Origin of the sequence: Mycobacterium sp. DL99 (assembly GCF_004762045.1) — a bacterium.
GTDB lineage: Bacteria > Actinomycetota > Actinomycetes > Mycobacteriales > Mycobacteriaceae > Mycobacterium.
This window is the reverse complement of the sequence record NZ_SJOM01000007.1, coordinates 5,361,737-5,375,664: the sequence shown is the minus strand read 5'-3', so window position 1 is coordinate 5,375,664 and position 13,928 is coordinate 5,361,737. Positions and strand designations below refer to the sequence as shown.

The following is a 13,928-nucleotide window of genomic DNA, read 5'->3' as shown; positions in this document are numbered from 1 at the left end:
GGGGCACCGGGCTTTGGCGCCTACTGCCCCGAGCCCTCCACGACGGCCTTGATCCGTTCCAGCGTCTTGCGCATGTCGCGGACGTTGCGGCGCTGGCGGAGTTGACCGCCGAGAACCGAGAACACGGCGGTGAACGCTCCCGGCGGCATCCGGAAGGACTCGGTGACATCGGTGTCCGTTCCGGCCGGTGCCAACTGGTAGTGCCAGGTGTTGACTGCCCGGTCACCCATCATCACCGCGAAGCCGAATTCACGTCCGGGATCGCAGGCCGTCACTTTGCAGGTGGTCCAGTAGACGGGTCCGATCTCATTGCGCTTCACGTGGCCGCGGAACCGCGCGCCGAGTGCTGGCCCGGTCGCCCCGCCGAGCCACTCGGCTTCCATTACCTCGGGCGAGAACTTCCCGGTGTTGCGGACGTCGGAGATGAGGTCCCAGATGCGGTCCGCCGGCGCGGACATCCGCACCGTGACCGAGCCTTCCATGGCCATGGTTTCCCCTCCCAGACACCCTGAACGCGTTCGATCCAGCGCAACATATGCACCGGCGTCAGCACAAGGCCTACCGTCCCGGCGGCGGTGGCGATGTCGGAGTGCGATGGCAGCATCACGGGGCATGACGTCGATCCAGCGGCCGATGCCGCCACTGAATGCTGATGAGCGCATGACGCTGGAGAGCTGGTTGGACTTCTATCGCGCCACGTTGATGTTGAAATGCGACGGCCTGGTTGATGCGCAGCTGCGTTCGGCGTCGGTGCCGCCGTCCGGGCTGACCTTGCTGGGGCTGGTGCAGCACGCGGCGGAAGTCGAACGTAACTGGTTCCGCAGAGTGCTCACCGGTGAAGACGCGCCACCGATCTTCGGACCCCGGGATCCGAACGGCCATGACGGTGGCTTTGAGGTATCCGCGCAATCGTCATTCCGCGTCGCCGCACAGGTCTGGCGGGACGAGGTCGAGCAGGCACGTCTCAACTGTGCCGAGCGTCGGCTCGATGACACCGCCGCATTCATGGATGGCGAGGTCAGTTTGCGTTGGATCTACACGCACATGATCGCCGAGTACGCCCGCCATTGTGGGCATGCGGACCTGATCCGCGAACGCATCGACGGGCAGGCGGGTGTCTGAGAACGGCGCCTGCTGGCGGAGTTGCCCTGCGAGTACCGAGAACGGCTCCCGGAGGCATCCGGACATGTCAACCCAGATCAGCTCGGGTCGGTGGCGTCAGGTTCGAAGGTGCGTCCCTCAAGTGCTGCGGAGACCCGGAGCGGGTCGAGGTAGTCACGCCAGTGGGTGACTTTCCGGTCTTTGACCGTGGCCACCGAGATGTACCTGTTGCCGTACGGCTTGCCGGTCGCCACCACGCGGCCTGCCGATGAGTATTCGAGTACGACCGTGGACGTCGATGGTGAGTGATGCGTCCGCAGGTCGTAACAGCGGTCGAGGAAGAAGGTGTCGCCGTAGCCCCGGTACAGCTCGACCAGGTTGTCGCGGCCCACGACATGGCGTGGGTAGCCGGGGACCGTGATGATGAAATCGAAAACGACGTCCTCGGCCAGTAGGTCGAAGAAGTGCTCGCCGTCGACCAATCCCGCGAGGCCCTGCTCGATGATCCGAAAGAACGGATCGAGTGCACGGAAGTCTTCGATGTCGTCGATCACTGAATTTCTCCCTGGGTCGAGGGGGTCAGTCCTGCTTCAGCAGATGCAGGCCGGACAGGGGTCCTCCGTCGATCTGCATGAGCCGACCGCCGTCGCGCAGGGGCCCGATATCGACTGCGGCGAACCCGAATTCATCGATGAGAGCACCGACGGTGGCCTTGGCGTCGTCGTCATCGCCGGCGTAGAAGACAACTTGGCGGCCGGCTTCGTGGCGGGGATCTGCGTCGATATAGGCGGCGTACAACGTGTTGAATGCCTTGACGACCCGCGCGCCCGGCGCGTGGGCGGCGATGATCTCGCTGCCGGTCTGGTCGCCGAGTTCGGCGGGAACCAGTGCGCCGTCGACAACCTCGAAAATGTTGGTGGTGTCGACCAGGATGCGACCATCCCAGTTCGGCAGGGAGTCGAGGACGTCGGTCGCCACGGACCAATGTGTTGCCAGGAAGACGATGTCGGCCTGCGCCGCTTCGGCCGCGGTCCCGGCCGTGGCCAACGGGCCGAGATCGTCGACGACGGCGGCAAGCGATTGCGGCCCACGGCTATTGGATATGGTCACCGGGTATCCGGCCTTGACGACATGCCGGGCGAGTGCGAGTCCGATATTCCCCGCGCCGATTGTTCCGAATCGCATGGTCTCCTCCTGGTGACGATTGAAGATTCAACTCACGTAACCGTGGCGGGGCGCCCAGTATTTCCGACGGCATCGTCAGCCGCGACGTGCCCGGTCCTCCCACAGCGGGCGCTCGCCGGTCGTGTTGAGCTGTTCGAGGATGACTTCCGACGCGCGCCCCAGCTGGCGCAACTGTTGTGGGGTCAGTGGGTCGATCACCAGCCGCCGCACGGCCTCCACGTGACCCGGTGCACTCGCCGCCACTTTTTCGTGGCCTTCGTCGGTGAGTGTCACCAGCGTGACGCGGCCGTTGCCGGGGTCGGGGGCACGGGTTACCCAGCCCCGATTTTCCAGGGCCGATACGGCGTGCGAGGCCCGTGACAGCGATCCGTTGGCGAGTAGTGCCAGGTGGCTCACTGCCATGGTCCGGTCGGGGGCCTCGCTCAGGGCTGCGAGTACGAAATAGCCGAACAGCGACAGCTTCGAGTCGCGGCGCAACTGGGTTTCCAGCGCGCTCGCCAGGGCCATCATCGTCGCGCTGAACGGCAGCCATGCCGTGAGCTCGGCCTCGCTGAGCCAGCGGGTATCCGCTCCGTCGGACGCGTCAGTCACGGAATTCAGGGTAATCCCTTGACTTGATGTTTCCCGTGTGAAGCAAATCGGAATAATTTGAAACTTCAACTCATTGCTGACGTGGTGGGGCCGCTACCGGCACTGAGCTTCACCCGACAACTGAGGAGAACACCATGAACATCGCCTTGTGGATCGCCGCCATCGTCCTGGCTGCGGGCTTTGTGGGAAGCGGTTTGATGAAACTGGCTGTGCCCAAAGACAAGCTGGTCAGCTCCGGGCAGGGCTGGGCGCAGGATGTGAGCCCGGCCGCCATTCGTGCCATTGGTTCTGTCGAGATCCTCGGCGCGGTGGGGTTGATCGTGCCGGCGGTAACGCACATTGCCCCGGTGCTCGTTCCGCTGGCGGCGATCGGCTTGGCGCTCGTCATGGTCGGCGCGGCCACCGTTCACGCCCGCAGGAAGGAATGGGCAAACATCGTCGTCAACGTCGTGCTGTTCGCTTTGGCGGTGTTCGTTGCCTGGGGCCGGTTCGGGTCTTTCCCGCTCGGCTGATGAAACTGACCTGGGGCGTGACGGTCAGATCAAGACCAGACTCGTCACGCCGACCAGGATCATCGCGCCACCCGCGAACTGTCCGCTCCTGACGCCGAACGGAAGCGTCTTCTCCAACACGACGAAAAGGGCGATCGCGGCGATCCACAGCAGGTTCATCACCCCGCCGATGAACAACAATCCCATCAGGATCCAGCAGCAGCCCACACAGAAGGCGCCGAGTCGCAGGCCCATGCGGAAGGCGCCGAGGTTGCCGGTGCGCCAGTATTTCGACATGAAATGTGCTGGCGCCCGGCAATTCTGCAGGCATGCATTCTTGAGCGGGGTGAACTGATAGACACCCGCGGCGATCAGCAGAACGGCTCCGAGGACATGACTCGTGGACACCATCATCGGGGAGAGCAGTGTGGCCCGCTCCAGCGCGTACTGCGCGATGGTGGCCAGGAGACTGAATGCCGTCCACATCGCGATGTAGCCGGCGACGAAGATGGAGGTCGGGGCCACCGGGGTTTGCTGGGCCGCGGCCTTTCGGGAAACGGCGGCGTACATCAGGGTCATCGGCGCCGCGGTGGGAACCATCATCGCGATCATCATCACGGCCCACATCGTTAGCCTCAGGCCGAATTCGGTTGCGGTCCAGGGCTGTACGCCGGTCATGGCGTCCATTGACGCCATCGACTGACCATTCATGCCCGTTGGCCCGGTCGCCGTCCGGTGCGCGCTCAGCGCGACGTAAATCCAGGCCGCGACGGTGATGCCGGCCATGCCTGCGAATACGGCCAGCCGGTCCCGGGAACGCCCGACCCGAGACGTGGTCAGCGGATCAGTCCGTCCTGGTTCATGTGCAGAACGTTGAATTGACAGTAGCTGTCGCTGAAGTCGAGATCGATTCCCGCCCGGGCGGTGGTCCAGCCGGTGCCCATCTCGGCATAGATGTAGCGCGGCCCATCGGGCGTGCTGAGGCGAATGTTGTTCGCCAATGCTCCGCGGCCCAGGCCTGGGAGTGGCGCCCCGCGTGATTCGACCAGTCCCTTGATCTTGAGGCTGGCCGTACGGTGATCGACATCGATCGACAGTTCGATCGGTGCGTACAGCGTGCCCAGCACGGTCGCCATCATGCTGTTGTACACGAAGAAGTGCGTCGCCCCCGGGGCGGTTGATTCGCCGTGCAGAATCTTGCGAAGCGCTTCTCGCTGAGCCGGATCCGCCCGTTCGTCGATGATGACCTGCTGGGTGCCGCCACCCTCGTGGACCTCACCCGGCCAGGACATGAGCGATGCCCAGTCGAGGCCGTCCAGGCTCGTGTCGTTGAAGTTCCCTTCCTCGATGTGGCCGGCCATGAACGCTTCGCAGTGTCCATGGGTCGACTTCGCACCGAACTGGCACGGGCAGCCCCAGGCGCAGTTGCAGTTCTCGAATTCGGTACCGCGGATCAGCCATCGATCAGCCATGGGATTCACCTCGTTTCTCCCGATGCTGCTGATTGTCGTCGGATTGGGCGACCATCGGTGTGTGATCGCCGACACGAGATTACATGAAATTTCATATTGAAATTTCATGTAAGGCGCCTACTCTGATGTTATGGCTAAAGCAGTGCAGTTCGATTCGTATGGCGGCGTCGAGGTCCTTGAGGTGCGCGACGTACCGCGTCCCGTTCCGGCGCCCGGCGAGGTTCTCGTCGAAGTCCGGGCGGCCGGCATCAATCCGAGTGAGGCGGTGATCCGCAGCGGCGCGCTGGCGGACCAGTTTCCAGCCGCCTTTCCCTCCGGCCAGGGCAGTGATCTTGCCGGAGTGGTGGTTGAAACGGGCGAAGGGGTGAGTGATTTCGCGGTGGGCGACGAGGTGATCGGATTCTCGATGAGCCGGTCGAGTCACGCCGAATACGTGAGCGTGCCGGTGACCCAGGTGACGGCCAAACCGTCCGGGGTCTCGTGGGAGGTGGCCGGCTCATTGTTTGTCGCGGGTGCCACCGCATATGGCGCGGTGCAGGCCATTGAGCTGGCTCCGGGGGAGACGGTGGCGATTGCCGGTGCGGCCGGCGGGGTCGGTTCAATCGCGGTTCAACTTGCGAGGAAGGCCGGGGCGACCGTCCTCGGCATCGCCGGACCGTCCAACGATGCGTGGCTCGCCGACAATGGCGTGGTTCCGGTCAACTATGGCGACAGGCTGGCTGCCCGGTTGCGTGCCGCGGCGCCCTCGGGCCGTGTCGACGCCTTCCTCGACTTCTTCGGCGACGGCTACGTCGCCATGGCCGTCGATGAACTCGACATCCCGGCCGACCGGATCGACACCATCGCTGACTTCGCAGCCGCGGCACAGTACGGGGTGATGACCGCGGGCGGTAACGAGGCCGCCACCGCGGCGGTACTCGCCGAACTGGCCGGCCTCATCGCGCGGGGTGAGCTGGATGTACCGATCGCCGGAGTCTTCGCCCTTGAGGACGTGCGCGACGCCTTCCTGGAAGTTGAACGACGGCACACCCGGGGCAAATTGGTGCTGCGGGTTTCAGAACAGATGAGCGCCGACACCGAATCCGAGGAGGAACAATGAGCGATGGTCTGGACTTCAACGCGCGCAATATTGCTGAGTTCCGCGCCAACCATGGCCACGTCGGCGGCCCGTTCGAAGGTGCGCCAATCCTGGTGCTGCACACTGTCGGTGCCCGCAGCGGTGAGGCGCGCACCAACATCATGATGTATATGGCCGATGGCGAGCGCTATCTCGTTTTCCCGTCCAACCGAGGCGCTGACTACAACCCTGCCTGGTACTGGAACCTGAAGGCGAATCCCGAAGTCCGTATCGAGGTCGGCGACCGCATGCTCGAGGTACGTGCCACTGATCTGCAGGGCACGGAGCGGGACGACAAGTACGCGTTGCAGGCCGAGCGGTATCCCGGATTCGCGGAGTATCAGCGAATGACCTCGCGGATCATTCCGGTGGTCGCACTCACGCCCGCCGGTACCCCGATGACTGAAGCGGACCTCAATTCCGCGCGCGGATCTTCTGAATTTCCGCACATCGATTTCGATGCCCTCTACCGAGGGGAAAGTCCGGGTGAAGGCATCGCCCCCGTCGCTACGCCGCCATGGGACACCAAGGCGCCCAGCGAGAGTGTCATCAGATGGCAGTCCACCGGCTGGATCAACGGTGATGTCCTCGACGTCGGTTGCGGGTACGGGGACAACGCCGTCTACCTGGCTGAGCACGGTCACGCGGTCACTGCGTTGGATATATCGCCGACCGCACTGGCCACCGCCGAGGAGCGTGCCACGGAAGCCGGGGTCGACGTGAGATTCGCAGTGGCCGACTCCACCCAACTGGACGGCTACACCGGCGGGTTCGACACCGTGATAGATGTCGGCATGCTCCATTCACTCGATGACCAGGGTCGACGTCGCTATGCCGCTGCAGTTCACCGGGCCACACGGCCGGGTGCCACCTTGTTGCTCAGTTGCTTCTCCGATGCCAACCCGGTCGGTAAGGACCCGCGCCCGGCGGTGTCCGAGGAGACGCTGCGCGCCATCCTCGGCAGCGCCGGATGGGACATCACATCGATCGAACCTGCCACCGTGCCTGGCGAATTGGATGGGGCAGAGGCAGATATGGCGTTCTGGTATCTCCGCGCCGAACGCCGATAGGCGCTCTGAATGACGTTGCGAGCGAAGCTGTGCCTCTCATGGATGCACTTCAGATAGCTTTCAACCAGCTCAGGCCTGACGCTCCAGCCCGAGCGCATCGAGCAGGCAGTTGACGGCCAGTTTGCCCAGTGCGTCGGATGCCAGCGGGCTGTCACCGGTGAGCAGTCGGCGGTCTTGATACACGGTGCCTGCCATCTTGTCGTTGACGATGGTGAGCCCCTGCTTGGCCAGCAGGTCGGCGACGAGCCACTGCAGGCGCCCGGGCAGGTACCCGATGTCGATGTTGGGACCCTCGTCGAGCGAGTCGGGGAACACGCACACCGAATATCCGGCCAATGGTGACTGGGACTTGCCGAGGCCGGCGGCCAGGAGTGCCGCCGGACCGTGGCACAGGGTGATGATGAACCGGCCGTGGTCCACCGCCCAGTTCAGCGTCCGGCCCACCGCTTCGCTGCCCGGCAGCCCGACGACGGCACCATGGCCGCCGGGAATGAAGACCGCCAGATAGTCGGAGGCTCTGAGATCGTCGACCAGGTCGGACAGCTTGAGGGGTTGTTTGAGCTTGGGTTTGAGGGCCTCATAGGTCGACATCACGGCTGGGTCCTCGTGGGGCAGAGCCCACAACTCAAGCTTGGCCGGGTACCCGGAGATGGTTGCGACATCGACATCGAACCCGGTCTGCATCAGGTGGTGCAGCGGCAGCAGCATCTCCACCGGATGGTTACCGGTGGAGAACATCTTTCCGTTCTGGCACAACACATATCGCTCTTCGGTGGCGATCATCAGCACCTTCCACCGGCCCTCGGTGTAGGCGCCCTTGTGCTCGACGCCGGTGAAGTCGGTCTTGGCTGAGGTGTACTGACTCAACGAGTAGGGCGACGGGAAGTAGGCGTTGTCCTCGGCCAGATCGGGGCTGGGCACCTTGCTGAGGTTGTCTGAATCTTGTGACATCGCGTTCACCACTTCTTATTCGTCAACCTGGCTTGGGTCTGTACATACCCCGATCGGGCGCTGCCTATCGGAGTTCGGCGATCACCTTCCCGAACGCCTCGGCGTGGGCGATCTGCACGATGACGTAGGTGATGCCGTACTTCTCCCGCAGCCCGCGAATGTGGTCGGCCATGGCGCTGACCGACCCTGACAGGACTCCGGGGTGCCGCAGGAGTTCCTCGTCGCTGAGCCCCGGCAGGAAATGGCGGGGGACGTTGAGAATGGGCATCTCGCTGCCGGGAGCGGGCATCGCGGTGACGGCGATGTTGAGCTCCAGCTCGTCGAACCGGTTGCCGGCAGCTTTTCGTAGGAAGCCAATTCGGTCGGCCAGCGGGTCGCCGTCGACGTGATCACCACCGGTGAGGCCGATGATGTCGGCGGTCTGGGCGGCCACCGTCAGCAGGCGGTCGCCGTTGCCCGCGATGAGGATCGGGATGTCGGGTGCATGGTCGCGCAGGTACTCGGTGGTGTGGCGCAGATAGTCGATACGGTCGCGCGCGCTGGGGAAGGGTAGCTCGGCGGCGTCGAACTCTTCGCGCACGTACCCCGCGCCGAGACCGAGGTCGAACCGGCCACCGGACAGATCCCGCAGGGCGGTGGCGTCGCGCGCCAGCAGCGCCGGTTTGTAGAAGCCGGCGTTGAGCACGAACGTCCCGACCCGCAGCGTGCTGGTCGCCGCGGCGATCGCGGTCAGGGTCGGGAACGGGGCGGGCGCGCCCAGATGGTCGGGAACGTTGAGCACGTCGAAGCCGAGGTCTTCGGCACGCCGGGCCTCGTCGGCAATCTGTGACTGGGATTCGACGGTTCGCAGGCTGACACCGAAGCGGAAATCGTTGGGCATCACCCGATCTTAGGCACGGCGGCTGCAGGTTTGGAGGCGTCTACAGCGGGCAATTCTGAGCCGTGACAAGTCATCCGACGGTGGGCGTGGAGGAGGAGTTCCTGCTCATCGACCTACAGCGCGGCGAACCGATCGCCCGTAACAAGCAGGTCGCCGCCAGTGCCGCCGAGCACGGGGTGGACCTGCAACTGGAGCTGACCAGCTGCCAGATCGAGACCACCACGGACGTGATGGACAGCAGCAGCGCGTTGCGCTCCGAGCTGACCAGGTTGCGCCGGATTGCCACCGATGCCGCCGCCGCCAGCGGCGCGCAGCTGTTGGCCGCCGCCTTGCCGCCGACCGTGCCGCACAAGTTCCCGGTGACGCCCACCGCGCGCTACCGCAGGATCGCCCACCGGTTCGGCATGATCGCCCACGAACAGGGCATTTGCGGCTGCCACGTACATGTCGCGGTGCCCGACCGAGAGGCCGCCATCCACGTCAGCAACTGGCTGCGGCCGTGGCTACACGTGTTGTTGGCGCTGACCGCCAATTCGGCGATCTATCGCAACACCGACAGTGGCTATGCCAGCTTCCGCAGTGTGCTGTGGTCGCGGTGGCCGAGCTCAGGGCCTCCGCCGTATTTCGATTCGGTCGCGCAGTACGACGCCGCCGTCGCCATGCTCGAGCGGGCCGGCGCCGCGCTGGACGACGGCATGATCTATTGGGATGTCCGGCCGTCGGCGAATTTCCCGACCGTGGAAGTGCGGGTGTGCGATGTGCCGGCCACCGTCGCTGAGACCGTGTTGGTCGCCACGCTGATCCGCGCCGGGGTGATGACGGCGCTGCACGCGTACGACGCGGGCGAATCGGTTCCGCACCTGGCGGACTACCAAATCCGTGCGGCACATTGGGAAGCCGCTCACGACGGCCTGAACGGCGACTGTATCGATCTGCTCGGAGACCAGTCGCCCGTCCCGGCGCGGGAGTTGCTCGGCCGGTTCGTCGAAACGGTGCGGCCGGCCCTGTTGCAGTTGGGCGACTACGACATGGTCCGTGGCGAGCTAGGCCGCGTCGTCGCCGAGGGCAACGGTGCGATGCGGCAGCGTCGGGCCTGGCGGCGTCGTGGTGAAATCGCTGATGTGATAGGCGAATTGGCGGCTGCTGTGATCAGCGATTAGCGCTGCCCAGCGCCGCAGGAACTCGATCCAGGCGTGCGGAAGCAAGCATTCAGCCCGTCACGGTCAGATAGATCAGCACCACGTTGAGCACACTTATCAATCCGGCCACACCCCAGCCGAGGGCCGTGGTGACGCGGTGGTTGACGTCGTCGCCCATCAGGGTCGTGTTACTGGTCAACCGCACCAGCGGGATCAGCGCCAGCGGTATGCCGAACGAGAGCACGACCTGGGACAGCACCAGGGCGCGACTGGGGTCGACGCCGATGGCCAGGACGGCGAGAGCCGGGATCAGGGTGACCACGCGACGCAACAGCAGCGGGTAGGAGCGACGTAGCAGCCCCTGCATGATCATCGCGCCCGCATACGCGCCGACCGAGGTCGACGCGAGGCCGGAGGCCAGCAGTCCGATCGCGAACAGCAGGGCGACCGTCGGGCCCAGGGTGTCGCGGACCGCGGCGTGGGCTCCCTCGATGGAGTCGGTGTTGTCGCGCCCCTGCAGGTTGATTGCCGCGACCAGCAGCATGGCCAGGTTCACCGCGCCTGCCAGCAGCATCGCGAGCCCGACGTCGTAGCGCGTCACCCGCAGCAGACGTCGTCGCCGGGGGCCCGGTTCGGGGTGGCCGTGCCGATCACGGGCCAGGCCGGAGTGCAGATAGACCGCGTGCGGCATCACCGTGGCGCCGAGCATCGCGGTGGCCAGCAGCAGGCTTTCGGTGCCCTGGAACCGGGGGATCAGCCCGGCCGCGACCTCGGCCGCCGGGGGAGTCTCGACGAACAGGCTGGTCAGAAAGCCGATCGCGATGATCATCAGCAGTCCGGTGATCACCCGCTCGAACACCTGCTGACCCCGGCGGTTCTGCACGCTCAGCAGCAGTAGCGACACCACCCCGGTGATGACTCCGCCGAGTAGCAGCGGCAGGTCGAACAGGAGGTGCAGGGCGATCGCCCCGCCCACGACTTCGGCGAGATCGGTTGCGACGGCTACCAATTCGGCCTGTATCCAGTAGGCGATACGGGACGGGGTGCGCGTGTGGTCGGCGATCACCTCGGGCAGCGACCGGCCGGTGACCAGGCCCAGCTTGGCCGAGAGGTACTGCACCAGGCCGGCCATGGCGTTGGCCACCACGATGACCCAGACCAGCAGGTAGCCGAACTGCGCGCCCGCGCTGACATTCGCGGCGACGTTCCCGGGGTCGACGTAGGCGATCGCGGCGACGAAGGCCGGCCCGAGCAGCATCCAGCTCGGCGTCGTGCGCGCCTTGGTGTCCTCTAACAACGGCTCCGCTTTCTATCCGGGTATGCGAATAGAAAAGTTAGGGTAGCCGAAACTTTCCGGCGAAGCCACGTCGGGGGGTGGTCACCAGGGGTGTCACCAACCGACGACGATGCCGCCGAAGCCGAACATCCAGCCGTACCCGGGGCCGTAGTTCCTCATGGCGGGCGGGGAGGTCACGATCTGAGTGCTGCCATTGGTCTGGCACAGCGTGGTGTTGGGTGAGGTGTTGGTGCACTTCGGTGCGGCCGAGCCGGCCGGAGCAGTCAGAATCGCCAAACACGGCACCGCCAGCAGCGCAGCCAGGTACCGAACTATGTTCGTCATGACCTACTCCGATCCTGGAGCAAGTCTACGTCTGAACGGCGCTGTCAGCGCTGGTCAGAGCACGAAAAAATCGTCGTCCCAGGGGAACATCCCGTAGCCGGGCTGCGGCGGAGTCGAGTCGATCTGGACGTTGCCCTCGGTTGCGCATTCGGTGGTCTGTCCACCCTCGACCGAGCTGCCGCCGGTCACCTCGCACTGCGGCAGCAGGCGGGGCTCGCTGGGAGCGCTGGGTTCGGCCGAGGCCAGCGGGGCCAGGGCGATCGCCGCGGAAGCGCCGCCAACCATCAGGAAACCGGTAAGTGTGCTGAGGAGAATTTTCATCGCGGCGCTCCTTCCAGCGGGGATCTACCCGGCAGCGTACAGACCCCGGCCGGTGATCAACGGCAGATCGAGAGTGGTCCGGATGCCCGGCTTGGCGTCCACCACCGCCGGGATCGCGTTGACCACCCGCGCCGCCGTGGCGACCAGCCCCGCGTGGTTGTGGTCGCCGTTGGGGCTGCTCAGGCGCAGGTCCAGGTGGTAGGACGGTTCACCGGTCACCACGACCCGGTATGAGCCGCCCTCCTGCGCGGGCTGCGGCCACTCGGGGCACAGGTCGTCGCGAAGCCGTGTCACGTGCTCCAGCACCACGGCTGCCTTGCCGTCGCGCATACCGCGCACCTCGAAACGCAATGCGGCAGTGGTGCCCGCCGGGATATGGCCGGCCGCGATGTCGAAGTCCTCCGGCGCCGGTACCCGGGTGTGCTCCTCGGTCACCTCGTCGAGTTCGATACCCAGGCCGGCGGCCAGCTGACGGACCACCGAACCCCAGGCCAGGGTCAGGACTCCTGGCTGCAGCAGCATCGGAGTTTCGTCGATCGGCTTGCCGAAGCCCATCACGTCGAACATCACCGCCGCGCTGTCGTACGTCGCGTAATCGACGATCTCCATGCAGCGGATCTGTTCGATCTGTTGGCAGGTGCCGGCAAGGGCAAGGGGCAGAAGGTCATTCGCGAAGCCGGGGTCGATGCCATTAACAAACAGGGTCGAAGATCCCTCTTGCGCCGCCGTCTCGATGGGCTCGATCAGCTCAGCCGGCAGCACCTGCCACGGGTACTGCAGGAACACCGCGGAGCTGGCCACCACGTTGACCCCGGCCGCCAGGATGCGCCGGTAGTCCTCAAGGGCCTCGGGCAGCCGGTTGTCGGCAAGGGCGGTGTACACCACGCAGTCCGGTTTGTCGGCCAGGATCGCGTCCAGGTCGTCGGTGGCCAGGATGCCTGTCGAAACATCAAGGCCGGCAAGCTCTCCGGCATCCTTGCCGGCCTTGGCCGATGAGGACACCCACACGCCGGTGAGTTCGTAGTCCGGATTGGTGACGAGCTGCTTGAGTGCGTGCTTGCCGACGTTTCCGGTGCCGACTGCCGCTACGCGAATGGGCATTCTTCTCCTCAGAGGTCAGGGATGGGCAGGTCGAGGTTGGGCATGTTCAGGCCGCCGTCGACTTCGAGCACTTTGCCGGTCAGATAGCTACCCGCCGGGGAGGACAGGTACACCGCGGCGGCGGCGATGTCGGTCGGATCGCCGAGCCGGCGCAACGGGGTGGCCTTCTCCATCGGGTCGCGCAGGGCGTCGTTGGAGGCGACGATGTCGAGGGCCGAGGTGAGGATCGAACCGGGCGCGATCGCGTTGACGCGGATGCGGGGGCTCAAGTCCAGTGCGGACAACCGGGTGTAGTGCGCGAGGGCGGCTTTCGCGGTGCCATAGGCGGCGAATCCCCGCCCGGCCAGGCGCCCCACCGTGGAGGTGATGTTGATGATGCTGCCGCCGCCGGAGTGTTCGAGCATCAACGGCACCGCCGCACACGTCAGCGCGTGCGCGGTCGACACGTTGAACGTGAACGCGTTGCGCAGATCCTGGGTGGACGTGTTCAACAGCGGCGCGGGCATGGTGCCGCCGACGTTGTTGACGACGATGTCTAGTTTGCCGAACGCCTCCACCGCGGCGGCCGCGAGTTCGGCGGTGGCCTCCGGGTGCGCCAGGTCGGCGACGACCACATGCGCCCGCCGCCCGGTCTCGGCGATCTGACTTGCCACCTCGTCGAGTTGGGCTTTCGTGCGGGCCGCGATGAGCACGTCGGCGCCCGCTTCCGCGAATGCCAGCGCGGTTGCCGCGCCCAGTCCACGCCCTGCCCCGGTGACGATCGCAACCTTGTCGTCGAGTCGGAATCTGTCCAGAATCACGTGCGCTCCGTTCCCTAGCTCGGCGCCACGCTAGCAGGGCACGACAGCGTCCGTGGGTGGTTTCTGAAACACGTTCTAGTTGTCCTGT

General features: G+C 65.4%; 18 protein-coding genes and 1 pseudogene. 6 read left to right on the top strand and 13 right to left on the bottom strand.

The window, feature by feature from the left end; translation table 11 throughout:
- Positions 1–20: 20 nt before the first annotated feature.
- Positions 21–482 carry an SRPBCC family protein gene (locus EYZ64_RS26215; protein WP_135460264.1) on the bottom strand — a complete coding sequence of 154 codons (462 nt, stop codon included), beginning with the start codon at positions 480–482 and terminating at the stop codon, positions 21–23.
- A gap of 130 nt (positions 483–612) precedes the next feature.
- On the opposite strand from EYZ64_RS26215, the gene EYZ64_RS26210 reads away from it, so the two are divergent.
- Positions 613–1,122: a DinB family protein gene (locus EYZ64_RS26210; protein WP_135458099.1), complete on the top strand. Its 510-nt coding sequence runs from the start codon at positions 613–615 to the stop codon at positions 1,120–1,122.
- A gap of 77 nt (positions 1,123–1,199) precedes the next feature.
- Here EYZ64_RS26210 and EYZ64_RS26205 read toward each other — a convergent pair whose 3' ends face one another.
- The 3 genes from EYZ64_RS26205 to EYZ64_RS26195 form a co-directional block, all read right to left on the bottom strand.
- Positions 1,200–1,655, bottom strand: a complete 456-nt coding sequence (locus EYZ64_RS26205; protein WP_135458098.1) for a nuclear transport factor 2 family protein — start codon at positions 1,653–1,655, stop codon at positions 1,200–1,202.
- A gap of 25 nt (positions 1,656–1,680) precedes the next feature.
- Complete coding sequence (locus EYZ64_RS26200; protein ID WP_135458097.1) at positions 1,681–2,286, bottom strand: NADPH-dependent F420 reductase; 606 nt, start codon at positions 2,284–2,286, stop codon at positions 1,681–1,683.
- A 75-nt stretch (positions 2,287–2,361) separates the two neighbouring features.
- Positions 2,362–2,877, bottom strand: coding sequence for a MarR family winged helix-turn-helix transcriptional regulator (locus EYZ64_RS26195; RefSeq protein WP_286175140.1), 516 nt, complete (start codon positions 2,875–2,877; stop codon positions 2,362–2,364).
- A gap of 134 nt (positions 2,878–3,011) precedes the next feature.
- Between EYZ64_RS26195 and EYZ64_RS26190 the strand changes: the two genes are divergently transcribed.
- Positions 3,012–3,389: a DoxX family protein gene (locus EYZ64_RS26190; RefSeq protein ID WP_135458096.1), complete on the top strand. Its 378-nt coding sequence runs from the start codon at positions 3,012–3,014 to the stop codon at positions 3,387–3,389.
- Positions 3,390–3,413: 24 nt separating this feature from the next.
- On the opposite strand, the gene EYZ64_RS26185 is transcribed toward EYZ64_RS26190, so the two are convergent.
- Complete coding sequence (locus EYZ64_RS26185; RefSeq protein WP_210115579.1) at positions 3,414–4,064, bottom strand: DUF2182 domain-containing protein; 651 nt, start codon at positions 4,062–4,064, stop codon at positions 3,414–3,416.
- Between the two features lie 140 nt (positions 4,065–4,204).
- Positions 4,205–4,840: a DUF1326 domain-containing protein gene (locus EYZ64_RS26180; RefSeq protein WP_167857976.1), complete on the bottom strand. Its 636-nt coding sequence runs from the start codon at positions 4,838–4,840 to the stop codon at positions 4,205–4,207.
- 130 nt (positions 4,841–4,970) lie between these two features.
- Between EYZ64_RS26180 and EYZ64_RS26175 the strand changes: the two genes are divergently transcribed.
- From EYZ64_RS26175 to EYZ64_RS26165, 3 genes and pseudogenes are all read left to right on the top strand, one after another.
- Positions 4,971–5,939 (top strand): NADP-dependent oxidoreductase, encoded by a 969-nt coding sequence (locus tag EYZ64_RS26175; RefSeq protein ID WP_135458092.1) that lies wholly within the window; start codon positions 4,971–4,973, stop codon positions 5,937–5,939.
- Positions 5,936–6,331 (top strand): annotated as a pseudogene (locus EYZ64_RS26170) (nitroreductase family deazaflavin-dependent oxidoreductase); the annotation flags it as partial. The gene EYZ64_RS26175 and the pseudogene EYZ64_RS26170, both read left to right, overlap by 4 nt.
- 24 nt (positions 6,332–6,355) lie before the next feature.
- Positions 6,356–7,027, top strand: a complete 672-nt coding sequence (locus EYZ64_RS26165; protein WP_135460262.1) for a class I SAM-dependent methyltransferase — start codon at positions 6,356–6,358, stop codon at positions 7,025–7,027.
- 69 nt (positions 7,028–7,096) lie between these two features.
- Here EYZ64_RS26165 and hchA read toward each other — a convergent pair whose 3' ends face one another.
- The gene (hchA, locus tag EYZ64_RS26160; RefSeq protein WP_135458090.1) at positions 7,097–7,978 is read right to left on the bottom strand and encodes a glyoxalase III HchA; all 882 of its coding nucleotides are present in this window, start codon (positions 7,976–7,978) and stop codon (positions 7,097–7,099) included.
- Positions 7,979–8,042: 64 nt separating this feature from the next.
- Positions 8,043–8,858 carry an LLM class F420-dependent oxidoreductase gene (locus tag EYZ64_RS26155; protein ID WP_167857975.1) on the bottom strand — a complete coding sequence of 272 codons (816 nt, stop codon included), beginning with the start codon at positions 8,856–8,858 and terminating at the stop codon, positions 8,043–8,045.
- A gap of 62 nt (positions 8,859–8,920) precedes the next feature.
- Between EYZ64_RS26155 and EYZ64_RS26150 the strand changes: the two genes are divergently transcribed.
- Positions 8,921–10,018: a glutamate--cysteine ligase 2 gene (locus tag EYZ64_RS26150; RefSeq protein ID WP_135458086.1), complete on the top strand. Its 1,098-nt coding sequence runs from the start codon at positions 8,921–8,923 to the stop codon at positions 10,016–10,018.
- 49 nt (positions 10,019–10,067) lie between these two features.
- Here EYZ64_RS26150 and EYZ64_RS26145 read toward each other — a convergent pair whose 3' ends face one another.
- The 5 genes from EYZ64_RS26145 to EYZ64_RS26125 all read right to left on the bottom strand — a co-directional run bounded on the left by EYZ64_RS26145 (position 10,068) and on the right by EYZ64_RS26125 (position 13,840).
- Entirely contained in the window at positions 10,068–11,294 is a 1,227-nt protein-coding gene (locus tag EYZ64_RS26145; RefSeq protein ID WP_135458084.1) for an Nramp family divalent metal transporter, read from the bottom strand.
- A gap of 93 nt (positions 11,295–11,387) precedes the next feature.
- Positions 11,388–11,618: a hypothetical protein gene (locus EYZ64_RS26140; RefSeq protein ID WP_167857974.1), complete on the bottom strand. Its 231-nt coding sequence runs from the start codon at positions 11,616–11,618 to the stop codon at positions 11,388–11,390.
- Positions 11,619–11,672: 54 nt separating this feature from the next.
- A complete protein-coding gene (locus EYZ64_RS26135) occupies positions 11,673–11,939 on the bottom strand; it encodes a hypothetical protein (protein ID WP_135458082.1) in 267 nt (88 codons plus the stop codon).
- Between the two features lie 24 nt (positions 11,940–11,963).
- Positions 11,964–13,040, bottom strand: a complete 1,077-nt coding sequence (locus EYZ64_RS26130) for an NAD(P)H-dependent amine dehydrogenase family protein (protein WP_135458081.1) — start codon at positions 13,038–13,040, stop codon at positions 11,964–11,966.
- Positions 13,041–13,048: 8 nt separating this feature from the next.
- Positions 13,049–13,840: an SDR family oxidoreductase gene (locus tag EYZ64_RS26125; protein ID WP_135458078.1), complete on the bottom strand. Its 792-nt coding sequence runs from the start codon at positions 13,838–13,840 to the stop codon at positions 13,049–13,051.
- Between the last annotated feature and the right edge of the window lie 88 nt (positions 13,841–13,928).

What these genes read in the sequence shown, in the direction of transcription:
- EYZ64_RS26215 (WP_135460264.1), bottom strand. Translation starts at nt 482, where the DNA reads ATGGAAGGCTCGGTCACGGTGCGGATGTCCGCGCCGGCGGACCGCATC.
- EYZ64_RS26210 (WP_135458099.1), top strand. Translation starts at nt 613, where the DNA reads ATGACGTCGATCCAGCGGCCGATGCCGCCACTGAATGCTGATGAGCGC.
- EYZ64_RS26200 (WP_135458097.1), bottom strand. Translation starts at nt 2,286, where the DNA reads ATGCGATTCGGAACAATCGGCGCGGGGAATATCGGACTCGCACTCGCC.
- EYZ64_RS26190 (WP_135458096.1), top strand. Translation starts at nt 3,012, where the DNA reads ATGAACATCGCCTTGTGGATCGCCGCCATCGTCCTGGCTGCGGGCTTT.
- EYZ64_RS26185 (WP_210115579.1), bottom strand. Translation starts at nt 4,064, where the DNA reads ATGGCGTCAATGGACGCCATGACCGGCGTACAGCCCTGGACCGCAACC.
- EYZ64_RS26180 (WP_167857976.1), bottom strand. Translation starts at nt 4,840, where the DNA reads ATGGCTGATCGATGGCTGATCCGCGGTACCGAATTCGAGAACTGCAAC.
- EYZ64_RS26175 (WP_135458092.1), top strand. Translation starts at nt 4,971, where the DNA reads ATGGCTAAAGCAGTGCAGTTCGATTCGTATGGCGGCGTCGAGGTCCTT.
- EYZ64_RS26165 (WP_135460262.1), top strand. Translation starts at nt 6,356, where the DNA reads ATGACTGAAGCGGACCTCAATTCCGCGCGCGGATCTTCTGAATTTCCG.
- hchA (WP_135458090.1), bottom strand. Translation starts at nt 7,978, where the DNA reads ATGTCACAAGATTCAGACAACCTCAGCAAGGTGCCCAGCCCCGATCTG.
- EYZ64_RS26155 (WP_167857975.1), bottom strand. Translation starts at nt 8,858, where the DNA reads ATGCCCAACGATTTCCGCTTCGGTGTCAGCCTGCGAACCGTCGAATCC.
- EYZ64_RS26140 (WP_167857974.1), bottom strand. Translation starts at nt 11,618, where the DNA reads ATGACGAACATAGTTCGGTACCTGGCTGCGCTGCTGGCGGTGCCGTGT.
- EYZ64_RS26135 (WP_135458082.1), bottom strand. Translation starts at nt 11,939, where the DNA reads ATGAAAATTCTCCTCAGCACACTTACCGGTTTCCTGATGGTTGGCGGC.
- EYZ64_RS26130 (WP_135458081.1), bottom strand. Translation starts at nt 13,040, where the DNA reads ATGCCCATTCGCGTAGCGGCAGTCGGCACCGGAAACGTCGGCAAGCAC.